28 protein-coding genes and 1 pseudogene are annotated in these 25,509 nt (G+C 40.7%); 15 read left to right on the top strand and 14 right to left on the bottom strand.

The window, feature by feature from the left end:
* The first annotated feature begins 2 nt into the window (after positions 1 to 2).
* The 5 genes from CWC04_RS04230 to CWC04_RS04210 all read left to right on the top strand — a co-directional run bounded on the left by CWC04_RS04230 (position 3) and on the right by CWC04_RS04210 (position 3,987).
* On the top strand, positions 3 to 488 hold the full coding sequence (locus tag CWC04_RS04230; RefSeq protein WP_126009107.1) for a GNAT family N-acetyltransferase: 486 nt from the start codon (positions 3 to 5) through the stop codon (positions 486 to 488).
* Between the two features lie 128 nt (positions 489 to 616).
* On the top strand, positions 617 to 1,972 hold the full coding sequence (locus CWC04_RS04225; RefSeq protein ID WP_138684692.1) for a DNA-3-methyladenine glycosylase 2 family protein: 1,356 nt from the start codon (positions 617 to 619) through the stop codon (positions 1,970 to 1,972).
* A complete protein-coding gene (locus CWC04_RS04220; protein ID WP_138684691.1) occupies positions 1,969 to 2,439 on the top strand; it encodes a methylated-DNA--[protein]-cysteine S-methyltransferase in 471 nt (156 codons plus the stop codon). Before CWC04_RS04225 ends, CWC04_RS04220 begins: the two co-directional genes overlap by 4 nt.
* Positions 2,440 to 2,506: 67 nt before the next feature.
* Complete coding sequence (locus CWC04_RS04215; protein ID WP_138684690.1) at positions 2,507 to 3,301, top strand: transporter substrate-binding domain-containing protein; 795 nt, start codon at positions 2,507 to 2,509, stop codon at positions 3,299 to 3,301.
* A 101-nt stretch (positions 3,302 to 3,402) separates the two neighbouring features.
* Positions 3,403 to 3,987 carry a thymidine kinase gene (locus CWC04_RS04210; protein ID WP_004588785.1) on the top strand — a complete coding sequence of 195 codons (585 nt, stop codon included), beginning with the start codon at positions 3,403 to 3,405 and terminating at the stop codon, positions 3,985 to 3,987.
* On the opposite strand, the gene ltaE is transcribed toward CWC04_RS04210, so the two are convergent.
* Both ltaE and rlmF read right to left on the bottom strand, forming a co-directional pair.
* A complete protein-coding gene (gene ltaE / locus CWC04_RS04205) occupies positions 3,970 to 4,974 on the bottom strand; it encodes a low-specificity L-threonine aldolase (protein WP_138684689.1) in 1,005 nt (334 codons plus the stop codon). The two genes, CWC04_RS04210 and ltaE, sit on opposite strands and share 18 nt — an antisense overlap.
* A 50-nt stretch (positions 4,975 to 5,024) precedes the next feature.
* Positions 5,025 to 5,957 carry a 23S rRNA (adenine(1618)-N(6))-methyltransferase RlmF gene (gene rlmF / locus CWC04_RS04200; RefSeq protein ID WP_138684688.1) on the bottom strand — a complete coding sequence of 311 codons (933 nt, stop codon included), beginning with the start codon at positions 5,955 to 5,957 and terminating at the stop codon, positions 5,025 to 5,027.
* A 128-nt stretch (positions 5,958 to 6,085) separates the two neighbouring features.
* Here rlmF and CWC04_RS04195 point away from each other — a divergent pair, with 128 nt between their 5' ends.
* Positions 6,086 to 6,988 (top strand): alpha/beta fold hydrolase, encoded by a 903-nt coding sequence (locus CWC04_RS04195; RefSeq protein ID WP_138684687.1) that lies wholly within the window; start codon positions 6,086 to 6,088, stop codon positions 6,986 to 6,988.
* A 10-nt stretch (positions 6,989 to 6,998) separates the two neighbouring features.
* On the opposite strand, the gene CWC04_RS04190 is transcribed toward CWC04_RS04195, so the two are convergent.
* From CWC04_RS04190 to CWC04_RS04180, 3 genes are all read right to left on the bottom strand, one after another.
* Positions 6,999 to 8,426, bottom strand: coding sequence for a tetratricopeptide repeat-containing sulfotransferase family protein (locus CWC04_RS04190; RefSeq protein WP_138684686.1), 1,428 nt, complete (start codon positions 8,424 to 8,426; stop codon positions 6,999 to 7,001).
* An 86-nt stretch (positions 8,427 to 8,512) separates the two neighbouring features.
* Positions 8,513 to 11,092 (bottom strand): TonB-dependent receptor plug domain-containing protein, encoded by a 2,580-nt coding sequence (locus CWC04_RS04185; RefSeq protein ID WP_024031950.1) that lies wholly within the window; start codon positions 11,090 to 11,092, stop codon positions 8,513 to 8,515.
* Between the two features lie 325 nt (positions 11,093 to 11,417).
* Positions 11,418 to 11,585 carry an oxidoreductase-like domain-containing protein gene (locus CWC04_RS04180; protein ID WP_126009090.1) on the bottom strand — a complete coding sequence of 56 codons (168 nt, stop codon included), beginning with the start codon at positions 11,583 to 11,585 and terminating at the stop codon, positions 11,418 to 11,420.
* Positions 11,586 to 11,689: 104 nt separating this feature from the next.
* Between CWC04_RS04180 and CWC04_RS04175 the strand changes: the two genes are divergently transcribed.
* The gene (locus CWC04_RS04175) at positions 11,690 to 12,112 is read left to right on the top strand and encodes a hypothetical protein (protein ID WP_024031949.1); all 423 of its coding nucleotides are present in this window, start codon (positions 11,690 to 11,692) and stop codon (positions 12,110 to 12,112) included.
* 82 nt (positions 12,113 to 12,194) lie between these two features.
* Positions 12,195 to 13,556, top strand: coding sequence for a leucyl aminopeptidase family protein (locus tag CWC04_RS04170; RefSeq protein WP_126009088.1), 1,362 nt, complete (start codon positions 12,195 to 12,197; stop codon positions 13,554 to 13,556).
* A gap of 17 nt (positions 13,557 to 13,573) precedes the next feature.
* Here CWC04_RS04170 and gloA2 read toward each other — a convergent pair whose 3' ends face one another.
* Both gloA2 and CWC04_RS04160 read right to left on the bottom strand, forming a co-directional pair.
* Entirely contained in the window at positions 13,574 to 13,960 is a 387-nt protein-coding gene (gloA2, locus tag CWC04_RS04165) for an SMU1112c/YaeR family gloxylase I-like metalloprotein (RefSeq protein WP_004588776.1), read from the bottom strand.
* Positions 13,961 to 14,056: 96 nt separating this feature from the next.
* The gene (locus tag CWC04_RS04160) at positions 14,057 to 15,136 is read right to left on the bottom strand and encodes a ketoacyl-ACP synthase III (protein ID WP_138579147.1); all 1,080 of its coding nucleotides are present in this window, start codon (positions 15,134 to 15,136) and stop codon (positions 14,057 to 14,059) included.
* A 368-nt stretch (positions 15,137 to 15,504) separates the two neighbouring features.
* Between CWC04_RS04160 and CWC04_RS04155 the strand changes: the two genes are divergently transcribed.
* The 7 genes and pseudogenes from CWC04_RS04155 (at position 15,505) to CWC04_RS04120 (ending at position 19,964) form a co-directional block, all read left to right on the top strand.
* On the top strand, positions 15,505 to 15,909 hold the full coding sequence (locus tag CWC04_RS04155; RefSeq protein ID WP_138684685.1) for a nuclear transport factor 2 family protein: 405 nt from the start codon (positions 15,505 to 15,507) through the stop codon (positions 15,907 to 15,909).
* A gap of 43 nt (positions 15,910 to 15,952) precedes the next feature.
* Positions 15,953 to 17,194: an ATP-binding protein gene (locus CWC04_RS04150; RefSeq protein WP_171038558.1), complete on the top strand. Its 1,242-nt coding sequence runs from the start codon at positions 15,953 to 15,955 to the stop codon at positions 17,192 to 17,194.
* Positions 17,191 to 17,718, top strand: coding sequence for a response regulator transcription factor (locus tag CWC04_RS04145; protein WP_138684683.1), 528 nt, complete (start codon positions 17,191 to 17,193; stop codon positions 17,716 to 17,718). The genes CWC04_RS04150 and CWC04_RS04145 overlap by 4 nt, the downstream gene beginning before the upstream one ends.
* Positions 17,719 to 18,111: 393 nt before the next feature.
* A pseudogene (locus CWC04_RS04135) lies at positions 18,112 to 18,426 on the top strand (thiol-disulfide oxidoreductase DCC family protein); the annotation flags it as partial.
* 90 nt (positions 18,427 to 18,516) lie between these two features.
* Positions 18,517 to 18,966, top strand: coding sequence for a DUF3592 domain-containing protein (locus tag CWC04_RS04130; RefSeq protein ID WP_064386594.1), 450 nt, complete (start codon positions 18,517 to 18,519; stop codon positions 18,964 to 18,966).
* 188 nt (positions 18,967 to 19,154) lie between these two features.
* Positions 19,155 to 19,577, top strand: a complete 423-nt coding sequence (locus CWC04_RS04125) for a hypothetical protein (protein WP_138684681.1) — start codon at positions 19,155 to 19,157, stop codon at positions 19,575 to 19,577.
* A gap of 108 nt (positions 19,578 to 19,685) precedes the next feature.
* Positions 19,686 to 19,964, top strand: a complete 279-nt coding sequence (locus CWC04_RS04120) for a peptidylprolyl isomerase (protein ID WP_004588770.1) — start codon at positions 19,686 to 19,688, stop codon at positions 19,962 to 19,964.
* A gap of 67 nt (positions 19,965 to 20,031) precedes the next feature.
* Here CWC04_RS04120 and CWC04_RS04115 read toward each other — a convergent pair whose 3' ends face one another.
* From CWC04_RS04115 to CWC04_RS04085, 7 genes are all read right to left on the bottom strand, one after another.
* A complete protein-coding gene (locus CWC04_RS04115; RefSeq protein WP_029771693.1) occupies positions 20,032 to 20,376 on the bottom strand; it encodes a TonB family protein in 345 nt (114 codons plus the stop codon).
* A gap of 106 nt (positions 20,377 to 20,482) precedes the next feature.
* Entirely contained in the window at positions 20,483 to 21,214 is a 732-nt protein-coding gene (locus CWC04_RS04110) for a MauE/DoxX family redox-associated membrane protein (RefSeq protein WP_029771692.1), read from the bottom strand.
* A gap of 334 nt (positions 21,215 to 21,548) precedes the next feature.
* Positions 21,549 to 22,208: a DsbA family oxidoreductase gene (locus CWC04_RS04105; RefSeq protein ID WP_138684680.1), complete on the bottom strand. Its 660-nt coding sequence runs from the start codon at positions 22,206 to 22,208 to the stop codon at positions 21,549 to 21,551.
* Positions 22,209 to 22,318: 110 nt separating this feature from the next.
* Entirely contained in the window at positions 22,319 to 23,539 is a 1,221-nt protein-coding gene (locus CWC04_RS04100) for a M24 family metallopeptidase (protein ID WP_138684679.1), read from the bottom strand.
* Between the two features lie 158 nt (positions 23,540 to 23,697).
* Entirely contained in the window at positions 23,698 to 24,309 is a 612-nt protein-coding gene (locus CWC04_RS04095) for a flavin reductase family protein (RefSeq protein WP_004588763.1), read from the bottom strand.
* A 9-nt stretch (positions 24,310 to 24,318) separates the two neighbouring features.
* The gene (locus CWC04_RS04090; protein ID WP_138684678.1) at positions 24,319 to 25,041 is read right to left on the bottom strand and encodes an SDR family NAD(P)-dependent oxidoreductase; all 723 of its coding nucleotides are present in this window, start codon (positions 25,039 to 25,041) and stop codon (positions 24,319 to 24,321) included.
* A complete protein-coding gene (locus tag CWC04_RS04085; RefSeq protein WP_138684677.1) occupies positions 25,038 to 25,436 on the bottom strand; it encodes a thiol-disulfide oxidoreductase DCC family protein in 399 nt (132 codons plus the stop codon). Before CWC04_RS04085 ends, CWC04_RS04090 begins: the two co-directional genes overlap by 4 nt.
* Between the last annotated feature and the right edge of the window lie 73 nt (positions 25,437 to 25,509).

The raw sequence follows: 25,509 nt of genomic DNA, 5'->3' as shown, positions 1-25,509 counted from the left end.
ACATGAGTAAGCAAATACAAATACGCGACGCTAAAAAAAGCGATGCGCCAACCATTTTACAGTTTATTACCGAACTGGCCATTTACGAAAAAGAACCCGATGCAGTAAAAACAGATGAGCAAGCAATTATAAAAACGCTGTTTAGTGAGGGGGCAACTGCACACAGTGTTATTTGCTTTGAAGATGATGAGCCTATTGGCTTTGCGGTGTATTTTTATAATTACTCTACCTGGCTGGGTAAAAATGGCTTATATCTGGAAGATTTATACGTAAGCCCCGATAGCCGTGGCAATGGTGCGGGCAAACTAATAATGAAACACCTTGCTAATAAAGCTATAAAAAACGACTGTGGACGTTTTGAGTGGGTAGTACTGGATTGGAATAAACCCGCTATAGATTTTTATAATAGCATTGGGGCAAAAGCTCAAAACGAATGGATAATCTACCGCCTAGCAGGCCAAGACTTGCTCGATTTTGCAGAGCAATAGTGATACTAAAACGCTTAATTAAGTGGGTTGGTATAATACTTTTTTAAAAGCAGATGAGTGCCGAAAACGGCCAGTATCTGCTTTAAAAATTGTTATGCTAAGGTACGTTTTATTGATTAAGACCCTACATGAATAATCAGTATTGGCAAAAAGCACGGCAAAGCCGCGATGCACGATTTGATGGCTTGTTTTACGTTGCAGTAAAAAGTACCGGTATTTATTGCCGGCCAATTTGCCCCGCGCCCACCGCTCAAGAAAAAAATGTGGTGTATTATCAATATGCGCATAACGCAGCGCAAGCAGGTTTCAGACCGTGCATACGCTGCAGGCCCGATAGCGCTCCGGGCAGCGCTGCTTGGCAAGGGGTAAAAACAACAGCGCTCAGAGCTAAGCAGTTAATTGATTTAGGTGACAGCTGTAATTGCGAAATGCTAGCTACTCGTTTGGGTATTACCAGTCGATATTTGCGACGCATATTTAATCAGCACTTTGGTGTGTCTGTTACTCAGTATCGGTTATTTAACCAATGTCAGTTTGCTAAAAAGCTGATTCAAGAGACCACATTACCTATAACCGATATTGCATTTGCCGCTGGGTTTAAAAGTGTGCGACGTTTTAACGATGCTTTTTTACAACAATTAAATATAGCGCCATCAAAGCTCAGAAAATCAAAAAAAGAGGCAACCCCAGTGATTGTATTAACTCTCCCTTTTAGACCTCCTTACAATTGGCAGGCTTTGCACAGCTTTTTGTCAAAGCGGTTAATAGAGCCTATGGAGTGGATAACCCCAACCAGTTACGGGCGAACATTTAAGCTAAAAGGGGCGGTAGGTTATTTTAATGCGCAGTTTAAGGCGCAAAATAACCATTTTAAAGTTGAAATAGTAATAAATAATACCGAGCACTTACAAAAAGTAATTAATAATATACGCCGTGTACTTGATGTAGATGCCGATATAAACCCTATTGAAAGCCACTTAAAAAACAGTATTAATGGGGCATTTACATTAAGTGAAGGGCTACGCTTACCTGGGATATGGTCAAGCTTTGAAGCGGGGATCCGCGCTGTATTGGGCCAACAAGTTAGCGTGGGGGCAGCGCACACTTTAGTTACAAAGCTGGTCGCAGAGCGAGGCGATAAACACGCAGATAAAGTGTATTTTCCACAGCCTGAGGATTTAGCGACATGCGACTTTGAATTTTTTAAAATGCCGCAATCGCGCAAAAATGCATTAAAAAATTTATCTAAGTACTGCGCAGATAACCCCGATAACAGGGTTTTGGATAATTGGCTCGATATAAAAGGCATAGGCCCATGGACTGTTAACTACGCTAAACTGCGCGGGCAAAGTAACCCAGATATACTATTAGCCGGCGATCTCGGGGTAAAAAAGGCGCTGATCAATGCTAAGCAATTTAACCCAGAGCTGAGCGCTCCATTTCGCTCGTACTTAACGTTTCAACTATGGCAGCAACTTTCATGATTATACAGACCGCAATTTCGAGCCCGATTGACGATGTTATTATTCAAGCGACTGAAAACGGGGTGAGCTATGTTGGTTTTTACCCAAGAACACACTACACCCATACACCCGTTGAGCAAGTAACAAATGAAGCGGTTTTAATCTGCGTAAAACAATTAAACGAATACTTTAATGGTCAGCGCAAAACCTTTAATGTGCCATTAGATACACAAGGTACGCCTTTTCAAAATGGTGTGTGGCAAGCGTTGCTCAGCGTCCCTTTTGGCAAAACCATGACCTACGGCGATATAGCTAAACAATTAAATAACCCTAAGGCGGTAAGAGCAGTCGGGGCTGCAAATGGCAAAAACCCCATCAGTATTATTGTGCCATGCCATCGAATTATTGGTGCAAACTCAAGGCTTACTGGGTACGCTGGTGGCCTTGAGAGAAAAAGTTGGTTACTAAAGCATGAAGGGATAATTTAACTGTTGCAGCACTGGCAGCTTTGTTATCACAAGCTACAATTTACATTATTTACTAATAAAAATTATTATGAGTATCAGCAGCTTAAATTATTTATTTATATTTGGTTTGATGTTTTCTTCAGCAGTGTTTGCTAACCCACAAACACTTATATTTTGCTACGAAGATAAAGACGTTGCACCTATGTTTTTGGGCATTGGGCAAGAGGTACCTATAGATAACCCTGGCGCCTCAATTGAAATTTTAAAGCAACTAGATGCCGACATACCCCATGTGTCTATTTCATTTGTTAGAAAACCATGGCGCAGATGCTTAAACGATTTAGAGCTTAACCGTGTTAATGCCGTTATTGCCAGCTATCGTGATGGGCGTGAACGTTTTGCTGTGTACCCTACAAACGAAAAAGGGGTGTTGCTAGAAAAATTTGCAGTGAGTCGTTTTAGTAGCTGCTTAATAGGGCGGGCTCGTTTTCATAAACAATGGCAAACACGCGAAGTATTTCAAAATAAAGCGTTCACTATCGCCATTCCTAATGGCTATGGCTTAAACAGCGCGCTAAAAGAAGAGCCTTTTTACATCCATAATACTTTTTCAAAAGAAAAAGCATTTGAATTACTTGATAAAGGAGTGGTACAGGCAAGTGTTGATTTATGCCAAGTAGATGACTTAAAAGTGTCGAGCTATCAACATAAAGGGAGCGATGTAAAACCCCTTTACCCACCTTATGAAACAACCGACGGTTATTTAATTTTTTCAAAGCAGTTTTACCAGCAAAATAGCCAGCTTAGTAAAGAGATATGGCAATGGTTAGCGCGCTTTGACAGTGCACAAATTTATATAAAATACTTGCAAGCTGTTGAGTAGTAAGAAAATCAAAGTGCTTATTAACTAAAATAGCGATATGAAATTGGTATTAATCGCATATTAAGGTAGCATAAGCGCACTTTTTATCTTAAGGCACGGCAATGGCTCAATTATACTTTTACTACTCTGCGATGAATGCGGGTAAATCAACCACCTTATTACAATCTGCGTTTAACTATCGTGAGCGCGGTATGGAGCCAGTTATTTTAACGGCTGCAATTGATAACCGCTCTGGTGTAGGAAAAGTATCGTCTCGTATCGGGCTGCAAGCTGATGCGCATATATTTGATGCGTCAAAAAATGTTTTTGAGCTGATCCAAAATCTGCAAAACGAAAAAAAGCGCCACTGTGTATTGGTTGACGAATGCCAGTTTTTGTCTAAAGAGCAAGTTATGCAGCTGACAGATGTGGTTGATGAACTTGGTATTCCGGTATTGTGTTATGGCCTGCGAAGCGACTTTAGAGGTGAGTTATTTATTGGCTCTCAGTACTTGCTAGCATGGGCCGATAAACTGGTTGAGCTTAAAACAGTGTGCCATTGCGGCCGTAAAGCCAATCATGTATTGCGTACAGATGAAAACGGCAATGCCATTGCCGATGGTAACCAAGTAGAAATTGGCGGCAACGACCGTTATGTGTCGGTGTGCCGCAAGCACTATAAGGCTGAGTTAAATATGGGCCGCTAAGGCTCGTATAAAAGTATCTATATCATCTTTGTTTATATCAAGATGAGTGACTAGCCTAAGCTGTTTGCTTGGGCTGATTAATATGCCTTGTTGTGCTAATTGCTCGCTAATATGCGCTATATTTAACTCACTTGAATAGCGCGCATACACCATGTTAGTGGTGTTACTCATATCAACGCTAAACCCATTGAGCTCATTAAGCTTACCTGCTAAATAACGCGCATTAGCGTGATCGTCTTTTAAGCGAGAGACGTTATTTTCAAGTGCGTATTGCCCCGCGGCTGCCAGCATTCCTGCTTGGCGCATGCCACCACCGAGTACTTTTCTCCAGCGCCGTGCTTTTGTGATAAGCGCCTTTGTGCCTAGTAATAGCGAGCCAACGGGAGCACCTAGCCCTTTCGATAAGCAAATTGAAACAGAGTCAAAGTGCTGGGTAATATCTGTAATATCAACGTTTAATTCAACCGCCGCATTAAACGCACGTGCGCCATCTAAGTGCAGAGCCAACGAGTGCTCATTTACAAAATGACGTGCTTTGGCTAAGTAGCTAAGGGGGAGTACTTTTCCGCCTATGGTGTTTTCAAGGCTAAGTAAGCGGGTGTTGGCAAAATGGCTATCGTCTGGTTTTATTGCTGCGGCAATTTTATCAAAGCAGAGGCTGCCATCGGGTTCATTCTCAATCGGTTGTGGTTGAATAGAGCCTAATACTGCAGCGCCACCGCCTTCAAATTTATAGTTATGGGCATTTTGCCCGCAAATATATTCATCTCCGCGTTCGCAATGAGCCATAAGCGCAAGTAAGTTAGCTTGCGTGCCAGAGCTACAATAAAGTGCGGCTTCAAAGCTAAAACGCTCACTTGCATAGGCTTCTAGTTGGTTTACGCTAGGATCATCCCCGTACACATCATCGCCTACTGGCGCGTTATACATTATATCGCGCATGGCTTTTGAGGGTTTAGTAACCGTGTCTGAGCGAAAATCTATCATGGTGGTTATTCCTTTATTAAGTACTACAGGCTTTTTTGTTTTTTATGGGTTTAAACAAGCTCTTCAAAAATTTGTTCACGGGTGGCTTTATCAAAATAACTCCAGGCAATAAAGCGACTTACTTTTTGTCCTTGTGCCATGTCTATAATTTTATATTCGGCAATAGGGAGGGTGCTTAATTTATTTTCTAACACTTTAAGCGTTTCTTTTTTTGAAACCAAGGAGGTAAACCATATTACTTGCTCTGCAAATTGCTCACTTTGGGCAATCATATTGCTAATAAACTGTGCTTCACCGCCCTCGCACCATAACTCATTATTTTGCCCGCCAAAATTAAGGGTGTTTTTAGGTGATTTTCCTAAGTTTTTCCATTTGCGCTGCGACCCTTTATTGGCCTCTTCTGCGCTTGCGTGAAACGGGGGGTTACACAAGGTTAAATGAAATAAATCTTTGTGATTTATAATATTTTCAAAAATAGATGATGCGTTTTTTTGGTGTTTAAGGGTTATTTTTAAACCATTAAATTGGGCGATTTGTTTCGCTATTTTTATAGAATTTCCATCGATGTCGCTACCAGTAAAGTGCCAGTTGTATTCATGATTACCCGTTAACGGGTAGACCAAATTGGCCCCTGTGCCAATATCGAGCACCTTAATTTGCCTGCCAGTTGGAATATTTTGTTGGTTATCGTCGCTTAATAAGTCTGCCAAGTAATGAATGTAATCAACGCGACCAGGAATAGGAGGGCAAAGATTATGCTCAGGAATATCCCAAAAATCTATTTTATAATGCGCTTTTAAAAGCGCTTGATTAAGCGTTTTTACTGCTGTGTTATTGGTAAAATCAATGCTTTTACTCCCCGCAGGGGTGACGATGATGAATGGGGTTAACGCATCGTGCTTATCACATAGCATGTCTAAATCGTAGCCATGTAAATGTTGGTTGCGTGGGTGGAGCTTGTTAGAGACTTGTTTTGATTTCATAGCATTAATTTAGCAATTAAATAATGGCGCAATTGTATCAAATGCCCCACTAAAAAGTGCAACCATTTACTTTAGAATTAACAGTGGTACTGGTAGGATGAGTGGCTAAAAATAATAAAGGAAAATTTGTGGCAATTACACAGCACTCACATTTTGTTCAACTAGGCAATCAGCAAACGCTACATTTACGCCGTATAGCAAACGACAAGCAAGCGGGCCCCGTGGTGTTTTTTATGCACGGCGCAGTAGAAAACGGCAAAATTTTTTATACTCATAGCAATAAGGGGCTAGCTCCTTATTTGGCTGAGCAAGGCTACTGCTGTTATGTAGCAGACCTGCGCGGGCGTGGAGAGAGCAAGCCGCTTATTTCGCCGCAGGCTAAATATGGTCAAACAGAGGCAATAGTAGAAGATATCCCCGCCTTTATTAATTACATTGAACAATTTGAGGGTAAAAGGCCAGACTATTGGGTTGCTCACTCTTGGGGAGGCGTTTTAATGAATAGTGTTTTTGCACGTTTTCCTGAGTATTTAAAAGAGGTTAAAGCGTGTGCTTATTTTGGCTCTAAACGCTCTTTGTTTAACAATCACCCTAAAAAGTTACTACAAGCAAATGTAATTTGGTATTTTATGGCGCCCATATTGGCTAAAAAACAGGGTTACTTAAACGCTAAAGGCTATAAGTGGGGCAGCGATAACGAATCGCAAAAGTCGCATTATCAAAGCATGCAGTGGGCTAAAAAAAGGCCATGGATAGATAGCGATGATGGTTTTGACTATGCAAAAGCCTTAGCTAAAGTGCAGGTGCCTCCTACACTACATATTGGCGCTGTAAACGATAAGGCTCTTGCGCAGCCTATTGATATTACAAAGTTTATGGCAGAGTCCGGGCCTGGAAAACAAACCCTTAAAATTTATGGCAAGCGCCATGGTCATAGTGTGGATTACGATCATATTAATATGCTTACTCACCCTCAGGCACGGGATGAACAATTTAAAGATGTTGTAAGCTGGTTTAACGAGCACAGTTAGGCAATTAGGCTCATTCAAATTGTTTTAAAAGCGGTGTTTTATAGCGCTCCCAATGCGCGAGTGCCTGTGTATTAATTGGCTGCCTAATGGCTTGTTTGCTTAATGTGCTAACAGCAGCCTTACGCTTATAAAATGCTAAGCATTGCGGTTCATACTCACACCCTAAAAACGAAAATAAAGCACTTAGCTGCGACTCAGGCTCGGCAACTATTTGCTCATAATGAATATCGTATAGCGCTAATGAGGGCAGGCTGCGCCAATGGTCCATTAATTTTGCATACAACGCATGGTAAAGTTTAAATTCTTTTAAATCACAAAAGTACGGCTCATTTTCGGCAAAGTAGTTACTGAACACCGAAAAAGCAGTGGCATTAAAATCTCTACTTAAATTAATAAATTTAGCATTAGGGAACAGCAAGTAAATTAAGCCAATAGACTGATAGTTACTCGGTAGCTTATTAATAATGAAAGGGCGTACAGGCTGTGCTTTTTTTAATTCCTCAATATAAATATTGCGAGCTTTTGCGATTAAATCGTTACTAAGTGCGCTTAAGCATTGCGGGTAAGGGGTTTGCGTTTGCTGCTCTATAAACGCCACCACTTGGTTAGCGATACTGGTGTTTTCACCTAATGTAGCAAACTGTGAGTGGCAGGCCATCATTTGCTCAAGTAAGGTTGAGCCGCTGCGGGGCATACCAATAATAAACACGGGCGTAATAGTGCCGGAAAAAGTGTGATCGGCAGATGCAATTAGCTGTTGTGTATTATGCGTTATGATTGTTTCATAAAAAGGCACTAAGTCACTGGTTTTAAAGTGAGTAAGCTTTTTTTGAAGTTTGTTGGCAAGCACATAGTAGTTAAATGCTTGCTCTGTATCTTCTAGTTTGTCGTAGCTTTTACCTAACGCGTAGTAACACACCATTTTTAAACGCACGTTATTCGTTTGCGTTAAAAAGTGGTGCAGGTTGCTCACATAATTATGTTCTTTATTGAAACGGCCTAATTGTACTAGTTCAAATAAAGTATAGGCAGTTACGGGGTATAGCCCCATGCTTAGCGCATGCGCAAATGTGGTGTGTGCTTTGTCTAATTCGCCGTAGCTTAAATAATGCTGAGCTAAATAATAATGAGGCTCTGGGTTATGGCTTGCGAGACTTTTAGCATATTCGAGTACTTTAAGCGCATCATTAGGGGAATTAACACCATTAAATGCATCGGCAAGGGCGTGCAGTGGCTCAAGCATATGGGGTAAACGTTCGCATGCTTTTTGTAATAAGTATACCGCTGCATCATAGCGCTCTAACCTAAGTGCTATCCTGCCTAAACCAAATAATGCTTCGCCGCTTTGCGGGTTACTATTTAAAATTGCTTTAAAATGAAACTCGGCTTCTTTGAGTTTATTTTCTTGTAGTAATTGATTGGCTTTTTTAATTAGCATAATGAGGCATTATCGTTTTTTAATTAATATAAAATAAAAAAGGCGAAATGTCTTAACATTTCGCCTTGGTTTATCATGAAAAAATATTAGAAAGTATAGGTTGCTTTCGCGTAGTAGAAGCCACCGTTAATACCGTATGGAGATGTCTCGTAGTATTGGCCACCCCAGTTATTGTTAGGGATACCCGTACGGTCTTCAAAATCAAGTTTTTCAGCGTCTTGGTCAAAGATGTTTTGTGCACCTACCGAGAAACTAATAGACTCATTTAAGAAGTACGTTATTTCAGCGTCAATAGTTACTGCTGCGTCAGCTGTTTTTGCTGTTGCATCGTAATCTACGTGAACACCTTGGTATTCGCCGTAGTAATTAGCACGGGTAAACATTGAAAAAGATTCCCACTGCTGTGCCCAAGTAAGCGTTGCACGGTGATTAGGTAAATCTTCTTCTAAACGCTTAACTTTAAACTCACCAGTAATGTCGCTGAACTTAGTTACCTCAGTTTCATTCCAGTTGTAAGCAAGGCTAAATGTAGAGCTTCCGCCTAGCATGTCAGCTGTGTAGTTTGCTACTAAGTCAATACCTTGCGTTGTTGTATCAAAGTCATTTGTGAAAAAGCTCACTTGTGCATAGCTTTGCGCATTTGGTACGCCTGCTGCTTCTAACGTGTCTTTATCATCTTGGCTAAGTACAATTTTTTCAGATTGGCTGATACGGTCATCAACTTCAATATTGTAGTAATCAAGTGTTACAAATAAATCACCAATAGTGTAAACCGCACCTAATGTGTAGCTTTGCGATTCTTCTGGCTCAAGCTCTGTACCACCTAATTGCACTGCAATTGGGTTTGTTGGTGGTAAAAGTGCTGAATCTTGTAATACACCATCACTTAAGTTGGTTTGTACGTTACTAACGTTCGCTTGGCCAACAGTAGGGGCACGGAAACCTGTGCTTACTGAGCCACGAATATTTAGATCTTCAGTTACGTGGTACTGCGCCATTACTTTGTAGTTTGTTGTTGTACCAAAGCTGTCGTAATCTTCAAAACGTACCGCAAGGCCCATTAAGAATTCTTCTGTAAATGGTGCTTCAATATCTACATAAGCTGCGTAGTTACGGCGAGTATATTCGCCAGCATCAGAAGGTTTGAAACCAGGGAAACCATTAGAGCCAATACCAAAACCTTGCTCAGTTAAAGGACCTGCAGTGAATGATGCTTCATCACCAGAAATTACAGTAAATGTTTCTTCGTGCCATTCTAAACCACCGGCAATATTTACATCGTACGCCAGGTCAAAATCAAAGCCTTTAGAAAGGTCAAAGTTAAAGTTTTTCTCTAGTTGCTCATATTTACCTGGGCTAAAATCACGTGGGCTGTCTGCACCTAACGACGCATTAACCGTGTCGTAAATAAAGTAGCGAGATTCGTTTAAACCCACCGTACCGCTTAAATCGTAAAATGCATCTTTAAGGAAACCACCCGTAAACATACCCTTTGTACCAATAGTTAAAGAGGTATCTGTGATGTTACCACCAAAGTTAGGCGTAAAACCGCCAGGAATGGTTTCGTTAAATGCAAAACAATCAGGGTTATTAGCAACACCGCTAATGTAGTCTGGGTTATCTAGTACGTTGTCATCAATTGCGATAGTAGGACAGTTACCGCTCATGTCTTCTGTTAAATCGGCAACAAGCAGTGTTTCACCGCCATCGTTTGAGTATACACCTGGGCGAGTGTGCGGGTTACGGTAGTAAAAACCACCACGTACATCACGCTCAGAGTAGTTACCAAACATATAAAATTCTGAGTCGTTTGTTAGTTCTAAACCAAAGTTACCAAAAATTGAAATGTCGTCATCAACCTCTGGGGCACCCCAAACTTGCGCAAGCGAAGACACTTCTGGTACACCTGCAGCAGAAAGCGCAGCTGCATCAGGGCGTTGCTCTGAGCGACTTGTTGCATCTGCTGTTTTATATTGAAAACTTAAGTTAGCAAAACCGTTGTCAGTAAATGGTAAGCCTACGTTACCCGATATCTGTGTGGTATCACCGTCGCCTTCGTAGTATTGACCATGGCGTACTTCAAGTTTACCGCCTTCAGAGGCATCTTTAAGTTGGAAGTTCATTACACCTGCGATTGCATCTGAGCCGTATTGTGCTGCTGCACCATCACGTAGTACTTCTACTTGCTTAAGTGCAATGCTAGGAATAACTGAAATATCAGCGCCTTGTGCACCATCGTTAATACCACCACCTAAAAATGCAATAACAGAAGCACGGTGACGGCGTTTACCGTTTAAAAGAATTAATGTGCTGTCTGAAGGTAAGCCACGTAAGTTAGCTGGGCGTACTAGTGATGCAGCATCACTGATAGGGTTTTGGTGAACATTAAAAGAAGGAACAGAGCCTTTAAGTAGCTCTAGCATGTCTGTGTTACCAGACTTTTCTAGCTCTTCACCGCCAATAATATCAATAGGAACCGGTGAATCACCAATAGAGCGTGGCGCTGAGCGAGTACCCACTACGGCAATTTTTTCAACGTTTTTATTAACTTTAGTTTCGCTTTCTTCTGCTGCAACAGCAGAACCTGAAATAAACAAACCTGCTGTGGTTGTTGTTGCTAATGCAAATTTAATTGCTTGATTTAGCGCATTGCTTTTAAGTTTCATTCTAATTTTCCCCAGTTAGAATATATTTTGTACGTAATGCAGTAATTAACATTACTTATTTATAATTTTGGACGTGTTCACATGGGGATAAAGAGTCAACCTACTCGACTTCTTAAAGCTAAAAGCCCACCTCATGTGAAGTCCTATGTACAGCCTATACATAAAAAACTTTCAGGGCAATTAATAATTAACTCTTTAATAACAAAAAGTTCAAAATAAAATATATTTGCAACAATGGTGCAGTATGTAACTAATTTGAACTAATAAAGTGCGATTTTAACGCTTTTACGAAGATTTAATGCGCGAAGTGGGTGGGTGGATGTTATCAACTTGTTTCTTTTGGTGAGGCGGGTGGTGTGTTTTGCGCTTGCCAGTCGCGATATTTTTGTCTGTATTCGTCCCACACGCAAGGGCTACAGCTACCTCCGCCGCAGCATTCATCAGGCTGTGGTTTTTGGGGTTTGGGGAGTACTATTATTTGTTTGCTTTGCATAAAAATGAGCTTGTGAGCACTGTTATGGTGCAAAAGAGTAAAGTATAGGGCGTATTAAGTAAATTATTCTTGTGTAAAACCCTTTATGTGTGAAAATAAAGGGTATGCGATTATATAAAGTTATTCACCGTGCGCCTTGGCGGGTAGTTAAAATTAGTAAAAAGCGCCAACAGCTTCGCTTTCGTCGTGCAATGGTGGCGCTAAAAATTGCTCTTGCGCAAGAAAGGCAAGAAACCATAGAAATGCTCACCATTTATAGGCGTTACACGCAAGGGCAAACCAGCAAAGAAGAGTTAAAGCGTGCTAATGAGCAGTTTGTAGATATTTTAAAAGGGCTTGGCTTAGGTGTATTTGCCGTACTGCCGTTTGCCCCTATTACTATTCCATTGGTTGTAAAGCTAGGTAGAATGGTAGGTGTAGATGTGTTGCCTAGCTCGTTTAACATTAATAAACCAGTTAAAGAGCTAGACGCCGAAATAGTTAAAGAGGATTTAAAACAACACACTAAAGCGCCAAATAAAGAATAAAGCTGGCTAAAATTAGCTATACCTTTTAGCCGGTCTTATTGGTATGCTTTGAGCTACCATTTTTTATTATATGAGCTTTTCAATGAGTGCATTACTTCGTCATACTTCTTCTGGTATTCCTTTATCTTTTATTCTTAAAAACGAGTTAACTGACTGGCAATCACAACAACCGGCTTTTATCCAAACATGGTTAACAAATAGCGGCTTTGAAAAGCAAGGTTTAGCGCTTGTGCCTGACGCGCAAACCGGTGAGCTAAGCCACGTTTATTGTTTATTACAAAGCCAAGATGATTTTTGGGCCGCAGGCGAGCTTGCCAATAAATTACCGCTGGGCACGTATCAAATTCAAGGCGATGATGCCTTTATAGAGCAAGTCGCGCTTGGTTTTGTGTTAGGCGGCTATGAATTTAGTGAATATAAAGAAAAACCAACGGCCAAAGCACAATTAGCCATTGCCGATGAAGCGCTGTATCAGCGTATTAAGCAACAAGCCGATGCCATTTATTTAGCGCGTGATTTAGTAAACACACCTGCGGTAGATATGATGCCGCAGCATTTATCGCAAGTAATGGAAGATTTAGCCAATAATTACAACGGCGAATTTACCCAGTGGATTGGCGATGAGCTACTTGAGCAAAATTACCCAACAATACACATGGTCGGGCGCGCCAGCGAAAACAAACCGCGTTTACTTGATTTAAAATGGGGCGATGAAAACGCACCACTTATTACCTTAGTTGGTAAAGGGGTATGTTTTGACTCTGGCGGGCTTGATTTAAAACCAAGCTCGGGCATGCGTAACATGAAAAAAGACATGGGCGGGGCTGCGCACGTTATTGCTTTAGCACAGCTAATTATGGCGGCTAATTTACCAATTAGACTGCGTGTTTTAGTGCCTGCGGTTGAAAACGCGGTATCGCGAAATGCATTTCGCCCAGGTGATGTAATTAAAACGCGTAAAGGCATTATGGTAGAAATTGACAATACCGATGCTGAAGGGCGTTTAGTATTGTGTGATGCGCTTAGCGAGGCACAAAACGATAACCCTGAGCTAATTATTGACTTTGCGACCCTTACCGGTGCTTGTCGTGTTGCTTTAGGTACTGAGCTACCGGGCTTTTTCTCAACAGAGCGCGATGTAGCAAATGGTATTATTGATGCCGGTATGGATGTAAGCGACCCTGTATGGCAATTGCCTTTATTTGATCAGTACAAAAGCTTTTTAAAGAGCGATGTAGCCGATATGGCAAACTGTGCCAGCACACCATTTGGTGGTGCAATTACCGCGGCGCTTTATTTAAAAGAATTTGTAGAGCCAACCACTCCATGGGTACATTTTGATGTAATGGCATGGAATTTACGTGCATTACCTGGGCGCCCAACCGGCGGCGAAGCGTTAGGTATTCGTGCGGTATTTAATTACTTGCAAAGCCGCTTTAAATAAACCTTGTTATACGAGGGTTATACCTCGTATAACTCAAGCGGTAAGTTATCTGGATCGGCAAAAAAGGTGAATTTTTTGCCGGTTATTTCATCCACTCTTATCTCTTCCACTGTTATATTTTGTGACTCTAAATACTGCTTTGCTTGGGCAACGTTTTTAACTTTAAATGCTAAATGCCTCAAGCCTTGCGCTTCTGGGTAGCTTGGTCTTGCAGGTGCTCCATCAAACGAAAATAACTCTATTTGACTGCCATCAGGCATCGCTAAATCTAATTTATACGAATTACGCGCGGCCCTAAAATGCTCGTTAATAACTTTAAGTTTAAGTACGTTACTATAAAAGTGCTTAGAGCGGGCGTAGTCACTGCAAATAATAGCAGCATGATGAATGCCTAATAGTTCCATGTAGTTAGCTCCATGTAATTAGCTCCATGAGTTTGTTCTCCTAAAAACAAAAACGCACTAAAAAGTGCGTTTAATTTTTATGTGCTTTAAAAACGTTTAGCTAGGCTCAGCGTCTTTGCAGGCTTTAACTGCGGGGGCTACAAGCTCAAGGCCTGTTAGCTCACACGGTGGCAAAGTTGCATCACTTACTTTAATCGGCGTTACACGCTCGCCCCATTTTATATAGCTTGCTGCCCACGTTAAACCTGCGCCAAACGCTGCCGACATAATATTTGAATGCGGCTTAATTAAGCCTTGCTCTACGGCTTCACATAACGCAATAGCAATCGTAGCGGCTGAGGTATTGCCGTAGTCAGCAATGTTTACCATTACTTTTTCATCCGGCACTTTTAAACGATGCTGAATTGCTTGAATAATACGTAAGTTAGCTTGGTGTGGCACTAATACGTTTATGTCATCAAGGCTTAGGTTGGCTTGCGTTAATACATCATCACACGCTTCGCTCATACCTTTAACGGCACGTTTGAAAATTTCACGGCCTTCAAATAATAAGTCTGATGGGCCAATTGGCTCATATTTATTTAAATCACTACCAAAGTTGGTGATATGCAAAATGTCTCTGTCTTCACTGTCGCAACCGGTTTTAGTACCAAGTAGGCCTGCGGGTGTATCTGCGGCTTCTAGTACTACTGCGCCTGCGCCATCACCAAATAATACAGCGCTGTCACGGCGTGCCCAGTTTACATACCAAGTCATGCGCTCTGCAGCAATAACCACGGCCTTTTTAATCATACCCGCCTGAATTTGTGCGGTAGCAGCTTGAAGGGCATATAAAAAACCAGAACACGCAGCATTGGTATCCATAGCTGCAGCGCCGGTCGCACCAATGTTTTTTTGTATTAAAGAGGCGGTATTGGCCACCACAGTAGAAGGGGTACACGTTGCTAAAATAACTAAATCGATATCTTTTGCGTCAATCCCTGCACAATCGATGGCGTGCTTTGCGGCAACGGTTGCAAGTTCTGCAGTGCTAACATGGCTAACCCTACGAGATTTAATACCAGTACGTGTGGTGATCCACTCATCGTTGGTATCAACTATTTCGCTAATTTCATCGTTGCTAATGCTTGCTGGTGGAATACATTTACCCCAACCAGTAATATGTGCGTAGGCCATAGTGTGTTCTCTTAAAAAGGTGGTCTGACGTGTATTGCTAATGGGTGAGTTATATCAAAAATTGCCCTTTAAGAGAAGTTATTAACCTGTTTTGTCTCGTAAATAATAGTAATTGTGGGCAATTTAACGTAAAGCTTGTTTAAAGAGTAAGCAAGTATTAAAACTATACGTAGCGATGTGTTAAACAGCATATAATTGAATAGTGCATGATTCTGCGGCTTTACTTAAACGTAAGTGGCTTGCGTTTATGGCACTGCGTTCAAGCTGTTAGCTTGAGTGAATTAAAGTAAGCCGATATTATTAATTACTGCCCGTTTAACGTATAAACACACAAACACGTGGCAATTGCATACATAATAAGGAAACCCATGAGCAATAAAATAAAAGTGTCGTTGTTTAATCACTTGATTGAGGCCGAACGACAGTTGCTCGACCCCGATGTCCGTCAATCAAGCCATGCATTAAATGCCTTACTTGATGATGAATTTATTGAAATTGCAGCTAATGGCACCGTATTTGATAAGCAGCACGTACTCACACGTTTACCTACCGAGGTTGTTCCGCAGTTTTATAATCAGCACTTTAAAGGGCGAATGCTTAGCGATAATGTCGCGCAAATTAGTTACCAAGCGGCTTATAGGCGCTCAGCCCGAAGTGAGTTTAATTACTCCTTACGTATGTCGCTTTGGCGTAAAAGTAATGAACAATGGAAAATGGTGTTTCATCAAGGGACCCCGTGCGCGCTGTTTACTATATCAATGGATGAAGATTAACTTTTTAACGTATTAAATTTTATAGGTATATCACACCTTGTTTATGCAAACCGACCCGACCATTAGTCGCCTTTTAATGCTGCGAAGTGGTGCTATTGCTGTGCAGTTAATTGCTGTACTAAGCGTGTATTTTTTATTAGAACACCAAATAGCGCTACTCCCTTTATTAGTGGTAATAGCTATAGAGGCGATATTTCAATTAGTAAGTGTATTCGCCTATCGAAATGTTAGCCAAGCGCGCCCTATAGGGATGTTAATGCAGCTCACTGCGGATGTCCTGTTTTTAACTATTTTGCTCTCATTAAGTGGTGGCGCAACCAATGCGTTTGTATCGCTATTATTGCTACCTATCATGATTGCAGCGGTCACTCTTCGTGAAAAAAGCTTGGCTTATATCGCCGTACTGGCAATTGCCGCTTATAGCTTTTTACTCATTAGGATGCCCGATCACAGTATGCATCAAATGAATATGAGCGGGCATTTTATAGGCATGTGGGTTAACTTTGTTTTAAGTGCAAGCGTTATTGCTTTGGTTATAGGCGCTATGAGTAGAGCATTAAAGGAGCGAGAGCGCACAATAGCTAAAGCCCGTGAGCAGCAATTGCGTAACGAGCAACTGGTAACCCTAGATGGCGCAGCTGCGCAAATAACCCATCAACTAGCCAGTCCTATCGCTAACTTACAATTACTATTTGAAGAGCTTTTAGAAGAGGAGCCAAATAACCCTGTCGTGGTGCAAATGCAAACACCGCTCAAGCAATGTGCTAGGCAATTAAATGACTTTAGAAAGCTCTCTGCTCAGCTTCGTAATAAAAATACCACCGAGCACATTACAGTAAACCAGCTACAAACGCAGATCATCGATACATTATTACTGCAATACCCTGATCAGCACATTAATTGGTTAAGTGAGCCAATAGCAGCCACCTTAAAAAGTGATGCAATGCTATTGCCCGCCATACTTAATTTGCTACAAAATGCATGCATTGCTAATCAAAAAAATAACCTAACCCAGTTAGAGCTAAGCTGGCAGCAAGATAATCAACACAGTGAATGTATATATTTGCTAATTCGTGATTTTGGTAGCGGTTTTAGCCAATCACAATTAGCAGAGCTTGGCGGGCAACTTATGCCTAGCAGCCAAGGTATGGGGCTTGCGGTTTTACTTTCTAATGTGACGTTTGAGCGACTAAACGGCTCGTTAACTTTGTATAATCACGCTGGTGGCGGGGCAGTGGCTAAAGTAAAATTAGCCATAGCAAATAATGAGCAATCACTTTCATGAAATTACTTATAATTGAAGACGATATAAACCTTGCCAGTACACTTGCTCGGCGTTTAACAAAACAAGGCTTTAGTTGTGAAGTTGCGCATAACCAAAGTGATGCATTACTCAGTGCACGTAAACACTTACCAGATTTTATTTTGCTCGATATGAAACTAGGTGACGACAACGGCCTTGCCTTAATTAAGCCACTTCGCAGCTTATTACCGCAAGCGTATATTGTATTATTAACAGGGTTTGCAAGCATAGCCACCGCTGTAGAGGCCATGCGTTTAGGCGCTAACGACTACCTTACTAAACCCGTTGATATGGCCACGTTATTAAAGGCCCTAAACGCAGATTTAAATACACAAAATGTTAGTGATGTTGCCACACCCGTTATGTCACCAGAGCGTTTAGAGTGGGAGCATATTCAGCAAGTGCTACATAGTAATAACGGTAATGTGTCGGCCACTGCGCGGAAACTCAATATGCACAGGCGCACATTGCAGCGTAAGTTACAAAAAAAGCCGGTTCAGCAGTAACCGCTTAAGGGGTATAAAATGAGTGATGATGCGGCTACATTAATGCGTAATCAAAAAATTATATTATTCGATGCACAGTGCAAATTATGTAGTGCGTGGTGTAATTTTATTATTAGGGCCTGTTTATCTTTCGAGGTTAAATTTGCAGCAGTCTGTTTGGTAATTAGGCAAGACAGAGCCTATGTAGTGTGGTTGTTCCCCATAAATAGGCGATAACGTAGCATAAATGCCAAACAGACGCTGCCCGAAGGGTTTCTGCCTAGGGGTCATTTACTCTTTGTTGCTCGGTTTTTACTTAGCCCACTAGGTTACAAATCTCGCGCCGCGATTAAATGGCCCCTAGATTGAACAAATTTTAATCCTGAAAGGTCAACAGGCCCTAGTAACGATGCCACTGCCATTTTTAAACTGTGCAGCGTGCAATCCCCAAAAGGTGCATTGTTATTAACTCACTTTGGTTTTTCAACCACACAATACGCCTCAATGGTGTACCTACAAAACGGCAAAGCGTACACGCAAAGCCATGCTTTTTTTGAAGTGGTTAAGCAGCTAGGTTATCCCTTTAAACTAGCCACTGCATTTAGTGTTTTACCCAATACCTTTAATAATTGGCTGTACGATAAAATTGCTTTAAACCGCTATACCTTATTTGGCAAATATCAGTATTGCAGAATACCCAACCCAGAGGACGTAAAACATTATTTATAACTGATCGCAGGTAAAGAAATTTACTATCGTGTTCAATCATTGTCTCCATAAACAAGTATATTGTGTAGTCCCAAAAAATTAGGTGCTGATATGTTTAATAAAAGTAGAGTCTTTTTTGTTGTAATGCTTTTAAGTTCACTCGCTTGGAGTGCATATTTAGTAACCGTTGTTTCAGAAGGTCTGACTACGAAAAGTTGGCCTATGGTTGAGGGTACTGTTATTTCTAGTAATGGACTACGTATACAACATAACCAAGAGCGCTATATTATAGAGGTTGAATACTCTTATATGCTTGATGAAAAGCTATTTGTTGGAAATCGAGTATCAAACGTCAACTCTATGCTTGATAGAGCGGAGCGAGATTTACAACTTAAAAAATATCAAACAAGGGATAAAGTTAATGTTTATTATAATCCTCAGGAGCCTAGTAAATCCTACCTAATGGTTGGTGTAGGCTACGGTATTTATCTTTTGTTGTTTGTGTGTATAGCTATGGTATTTTTCTCAGCTGTGAATTTAAGAACGTTATTAAAAAACTGATTTTAAAAAGGCTCTTAGCAGAAGCAGAAAACTAATTGGGTTAGGTTTTTATTATTGCCTTTGGTTGCTGCTAATATTGAGGTGTTAACTAATACAAATCAATAGGTTATGATGTTTTTGGCCTCGCAGTTTAGAGTGTACGGATGCGTTATAGAGCAATCCTCCCGGAAAGTTAATAGAATCCAAATATGAAAAAATTTATATCTATGTCTAGATTGTTAGTTTTAATGGTTGTGGTCTTTTCTGTAAAAGCATTTCCCTTACAGGAAAGTATAGAATGTAAAAAAGTATCATGGGGTCAACTGTTTAAGAATCAAAATGATTTGGTTGGAACTAAGGTGTGCTTAGTTGGACATTACGGACACCTTGATTTTTATGAAGATCGTGCAGCTCTAGAAAAAATGTCAAAGCAATACTTAGTATTCCCATTTTACGGTGATGTAATTGAGGGGTTTGTTAAGCATTGTAGTGATCGAATGCTTTTAGTGGAGGGATTTATTGCCAGTCATGAAAAAAGTAAAGTACCACGAATTAGAAAAGTAACTAGGTTAAGCCCGCTCTCGGCCCCTGAATATAGCTGTTTAGACCAAATATCAGGTTTTGTGAATTAAAGCGTGCTATTGGGTAACGCCAATTATTTGATTGGTCAGCTATAAGTAGATGCTAGGTTTAGGTGGCTGTGCTAAAATCGCCGCGTTTTAAATTATCAGGGCTTTGAAATGGCAAGTACAGCGCACGCACTCCACATATTGGTTAAACACAAAGAAATAGCAGAAGACATTATTAAGCAATTAGGTAAAGGTGCCAAGTTTCAAACCTTAGCTAAAAAATACTCGTCGTGCCCATCAGGTAAAAAAGGCGGTGACCTTGGCGAATTTAGACGCGGGCAAATGGTTCCACAGTTTGACAAAATAGCCTTTAATGGCGCAATTTTAGAGCCACATTTAGTTAAAACCAAATTTGGCTGGCATGTAATTAAAGTGCTTTATCGTACTTAATAAGCTCGCTGACAAATACTAAAAAGGCTGCACACTGCAGCCTTTAAGATATAACCTTACCCGATTATTAATTATCCAAATTAAACTCAATTGTCATTTCTAAGTTTTTATCAGGTACAGCAACACCATTAACAACTTTAGGTGAGTATTGCCATTTAGATAGGGCACGTTTGGCTTCGCTATTAAACACTTGTTCAGGTTTAGCGTTAATAACTTTAATATTATTTGGGCGCCCATAACTATCTACATCATAAGACATGGTAACAAAACCTTCTGTTTTGTTACGTACCTCTGCAACAGGGTATTTAGGGGGAACTGTTGATTTTACTGTTGCGGTAGGACTGTCTTGAAGTGGAGTTGTAGTACAGCCAGTAATGATTAGAGCGGCAATGATAGACAGTAAGTATTTCATTTTAATTCCTTTTATTATTTAGTTAGTACCCTTTTTTACACTAAAATACCAGTCATGTAAAATAACCTGGTTAGTTATCAAGCTCATTATTTAACCTGAGTTAAGGTTATTTAATAAACATCCAGATACCCGCAGCAATCATAAACAGGTTTTCGGTCAGAGAGACAAACCCCAGCGGTACATTACTATCTCCGCCAACACAGGCACATTTAAGCTCTCGTTTGTCTATGTAAACAGCCTTAATCACCGACACGGCGCCAACACCCCCAATAAATAAAGAAATTGGTGCAACAATATAAGCTGAAAGCCCTGCAATCATGCCAATACTTACAAATGCTTCTAAAAAGGGGTAAACATAAGCATACCTAACAACTTTCATCGCAAATAAATCATAGGTTATAAAAGAATTACTAAAGCTGTATAAGTCGCGTAATTTTTGAATAGCCAGTACGCCCATTGTTAACGCGACAAACAGCATAACTGTATGCATAGAAAAAAGTGCAAAGCCAGTCGAGTAGCTAAATGCAAAGGCAAGCAATAAGGTAACAGCAAAAATGGCCGTTACGGGAGTATAAGTAGTACCTTGTTGACCAGGCTCCGATTTATTAAAGTAAGCGCGCAGGTCGTCATACCCGCCAATGCGTTCGTTATCGATAAATGTTTGTGGTGTGGTATCAACATTGTGCTTTTGTTGAAATGCATCGGTTTCTTCGCGCGAAGTCAGCGGTTTATCATCTACCTTATAGCCTTTTCGCTTAAGTAAATCTTTTGATTTGAGTCCAAATGGGCAAATATGCTCATTAGTTACCATTCTGTATAATGTTGCTGACTTAGCCATGCTTGCTCCTTATGCGTATTTAGTTACTCGTTAGCCCTTAAATAATAGTGAGTGAATGGCGGTATGAAAGAAGTTAATAGCACCTTGTAATATTTACGTGGCATTTGAAATAAAATAGCGCGCAGCACACTCATTAAGAACACAAAATAGACAATGCACGTATAGTGCCAGCACTTTTATAAAAGTGCAGAGGGTAAGGTTTGAGTCGCAGAGGTTTTTGTTAAAAGCTTATTGAAAAAATAGGTTCACGTAGACAGTAAAGTCACGCTGCACCTTTAAAACCATATAAGACTGCATTGCGCAGCCTTATATATGTTAAACAGCAGCTTACTTGCTAAGCGTCTTGTTTTGCTTCTTCTTCACTAATTTGTTTTAGTGCTTGAATAAATGAGTCGCTTGGTTGTCCGCCACTGATTGCATATTTATCGTTGATAATAAATGTAGGGACTGAAGTAATACCCATTTGCTTAAAGCGGTCTTGCTCTTGTCGTACTTTTTGAACGTATTTATCTGAGTGTAAAATACTACGCGCTTGTTCTTTATCAAGGCCAACACTTGCGACTACATCAAGCAGTGCGTCTTCTTGATTTAAGTATTTTAAATCGGTGAAGTGTGCTTCAAACATGGCAAGCTTTAATTCGGTTTGCTTATCTTCTTCACGCGCCCAAGTAAGTAGGCGGTGTAAATCAAAGCTGTTGATCATGATGCGCTCACCATCAAAATTAAAGGTAAAACCGGCACGCTGACCTGCTTCGAACATGTTTTTACGATTTTCATCGCCTTGCTCTTCGCTTAGGTTGTATTTTTGCATTAGATGCTCGTTTAAGTTTTGACCTTCAAGCGGCATGTCAGGGTTTAACTCAAAAGGATGCCACGTAATATCTGCACTCATCTCGTCTTTAAGTTGGCCAAGCGCTGTCTCTAGGTTTTTGTAACCTATTACGCACCATGGGCACATTACGTCTGACACGATATCAATTTTAAAGTTTTTCATATTCATCCTTTTGCGGATTGCTTTTGTATAACAGAGGATATTGGGATGATCTGTACTTTATCAACGAATAAACTAAAAAGAGCAGCTAATGGCTGCTCTTTATAAAGGGTTTAAGCGTTAAGCCCAAACGGGTCGTCAATACTATAACTTGGTTGTGTAAACCAATGCGGACCGTTGTCGGTCATATAAAAGTGATCCTCTAAACGTACACCAAACTCATCAGGTATAACTAGCATTGGCTCGTTACTAAAACACATGCCAGGTGCAAGTGGGGTTTTGTCTCCACCGACTAAATAAGGCCATTCGTGAATGTCTAACCCAATACCATGGCCCGTACGATGCGGGCAGCCGGGTGTTTGATACTGTGGCCCCAATCCTTGAGTCGCTAAATAGTGACGAGCGCCTGCATCAACTGCTTCACACGTAGCGCCAATTTTTGCAGCACTAAAAGCGGCGAGTTGCGCTGCTTTTTCATGATCCCAAAACATCCGTTGTCGCACTGTTGGCTCACCAAATACATAGGTGCGGGTTATATCTGAAAGGTAATCATGCACTTTGCAACCGGTATCTATTAATACCATATCGCCTTTTTTAAGCACTTGCGCATCTTTAACGCCATGTGGAAATGAGGTCGCCACACCAAACAATACAATGCAAAAATAGTTACCGGGGGCACCTACCTTTTGATGCGCTTTTTTAATGAAGGCTTCCACCTCTGTGGTGGTAATACCTTCATATAGCATACTTGCGGTTGCTTGATGTACAGCTAAAGTCATATCCATTGCGCATTGCATGAGCGCTAATTCGTTTACCGACTTATGCATGCGGCAATGTGCAGTAACGCTCTGTGCATTAACTATATTTAGGCCTTTTTGCGCTTTGTTTATACCGTCGAATATAAAAAACTGTGCACTTTCATCAATGCCTATTGTGGCATTGTCAGGTATGTTGAGCTGCTTGAGTACACTTACAAATAACGCATATGGACTTTCGTGTTCTTGCCAGCCATGAATGGGGCCTTCAATCACTTTAAAGCCGTTTAGGGTGCCAATTTCAAAATAAGGGGCTATGTATTGTACATCACCTATAGCGGGTAAAATGGCGCCAACCATGCGCTCACTTGCATACCATTTCATGCCTGTAAAATAAGTAAGGTTTGTACCTGCATTTAAATAAATTGCATCTATATTATTTGCTTGCATATAAGCTTGTGCTTTTGCAATGCGCTGTAAATATTCATCTGCTTGAATAGGGGTTACATTGGCGGTCATATTGCTTAATCCCGCTAATGCTTGCTCGCTTGTGTGTGTACCAACGCCTAGTGTGGCCATAAAAGTCTCCTTGGATTCAATACCAAGCTGCATAAATACTTGAGCAATTGAACAAATTAAATTTCACTAAAATGTTAAAAAGCCCCAATAAGCAGATTGGTGTTAGGCATTGTGTTTAATGTAAAAGCATAATTCAATATTATACGACAACATGCATGCTAAGGTTTTTTAGCGTAAGGTAAACGCGATAATTTATTGCTAGTGTGGTAGCTATCAAGCCCTGTTACAGCCACTGTTTCAATGGCTTGTAAATCTAAAAAGCCATCACTTTGTAGCGCTGCTTCATCTAAATACACATCGGTAATTTCACCTATAACCAGCTCGGTGCCATTAACGGCTAAGTGTTGGTGCTCAACGTATTTTACAGAGTATTTTAATCGCGACTCTTGCACAAAAGGTGCTGTAAATTCATTTAGGTATTCTGGCGTTAAACCTGTCGCGTCAAATTCTGACTCGCCTTTATCGTAGCGAGCTGATGTTTGATGAGCTTGCTTATATATGGCCTTATTAACTTGGTTAATGGTGTAACAGCCGGTTTCTATGATGTTTTCGAACGTATGGCGAGGCACGCTATTAGGGCGCATTATCATGCCAACCAATGGCGGGTGAGCCCCTAAATGAATAACCGAGCTAACAATAGCTACATTTGTATTGCCTTGCTTGTCTTGCGTGCCAATTAAGTTGGCGCTTTTAAAACCCGAAAGTGAATTAATTAAATGAGTACGAGTGTGTTTTTCAAGTGCGTTTATGCGCTCTTTAGTAAAATGCATTAAAGGTCCTTACCAGGGTATGGCTTCGCCTTGCCAATCTAAATAGGCGGGCTCACCGTTAAGTTCTAAATGAGGGTTATTAAACGTAAGTGTAAAAAGCTGTTTAGCTACAAATTCAGCGCTAAAAAGCTTATCCGCAGGTACGTTTTTTTGAAATGGCTTTGAAAGGGCAGTATCGGTAGTGCCCGGATGAAATAACACCAGTTTAGTATTTTTAGCTCGGCGCGCCAGTTCTACCGCTGCGGTTTTAAATAGCATGTTTAAGGCCGCTTTAGATGCGCGGTATGTATACCAACCGCCTAATTTATTATCGTTAATACTGCCCACACGCGCACTGAGCGCCGTTATAGTGCACAGCGTTTTATGTGTTAACAGCGGTAAAATGCTCTGCAAGCATAGTAAGGGAGTGAGTGTGTTGGAATTAAATAATTCATTAAAATAGTTTGCGTTTAGCTCTTCTAGCTTTTTTTCTGGCATGTGGGTTTTGTTGTGTAAAGTGCCATTAAACATAACGACTTGTTGAATATCGGCATTTTGCTCTTTTAAGTAAGTTGTAACCTTGGCTAAGCTTTGCGCTGTGTAATCGCTCTTTAGGTAAACAACATTACTATTTGTATCTGCCTTTTTTGAGCTAACACATATAACTTGCACTGTGGGGGCATTTATTTGTAGGTGCTCAATATAAGCTTGTGCTATTGCGCTGCTGGCACCGAATAAAACAATTGTTTTCATTGTTTGTCCTTTGTATTAACAGTGCATTGGCCGTTTAAACAGGAGGCGTTTGGCATGAGCAAACGGCTTATTTTTTGTCTGTGTTTTGCAAAAAACACATAGGCGGCGTCAGCGAAGTAGCGAATTATTGGCAAGCGAAAAATTTTCAACCAGCGGTATTTGCCTACTGTTTTCCACGCTTGATAGGTAACATCTAAGCCGTAAATCATCTCGCCAGTTGGTAACTGTGCATGCAATATAGCCATGGCCTTGTTTTTATTAACACTTGGATAACGTGCGCTAAAATCGTGGCTATTAAGGTCTTCTAAAACAATTTTATGTTTAGTATCAGCATCTTTTAGGTGCTGCATTTCGGTATTGCAAAGCGGGCAGCTGGCGTCGTAAAAAATGATCATAAAAGCCGTTTTCTAATAATTTACATATAGCTAATTACGATTCACCATTGCAAATGGATCTATTAAATCTGCG

The organism is Pseudoalteromonas sp. S2893, assembly GCF_005887105.1.
Classification (GTDB): Bacteria; Pseudomonadota; Gammaproteobacteria; order Enterobacterales; family Alteromonadaceae; genus Pseudoalteromonas; species Pseudoalteromonas atlantica.
Note: the sequence above shows the minus strand (reverse complement) of the source record. Positions and strands in the feature narration are given on the sequence as shown.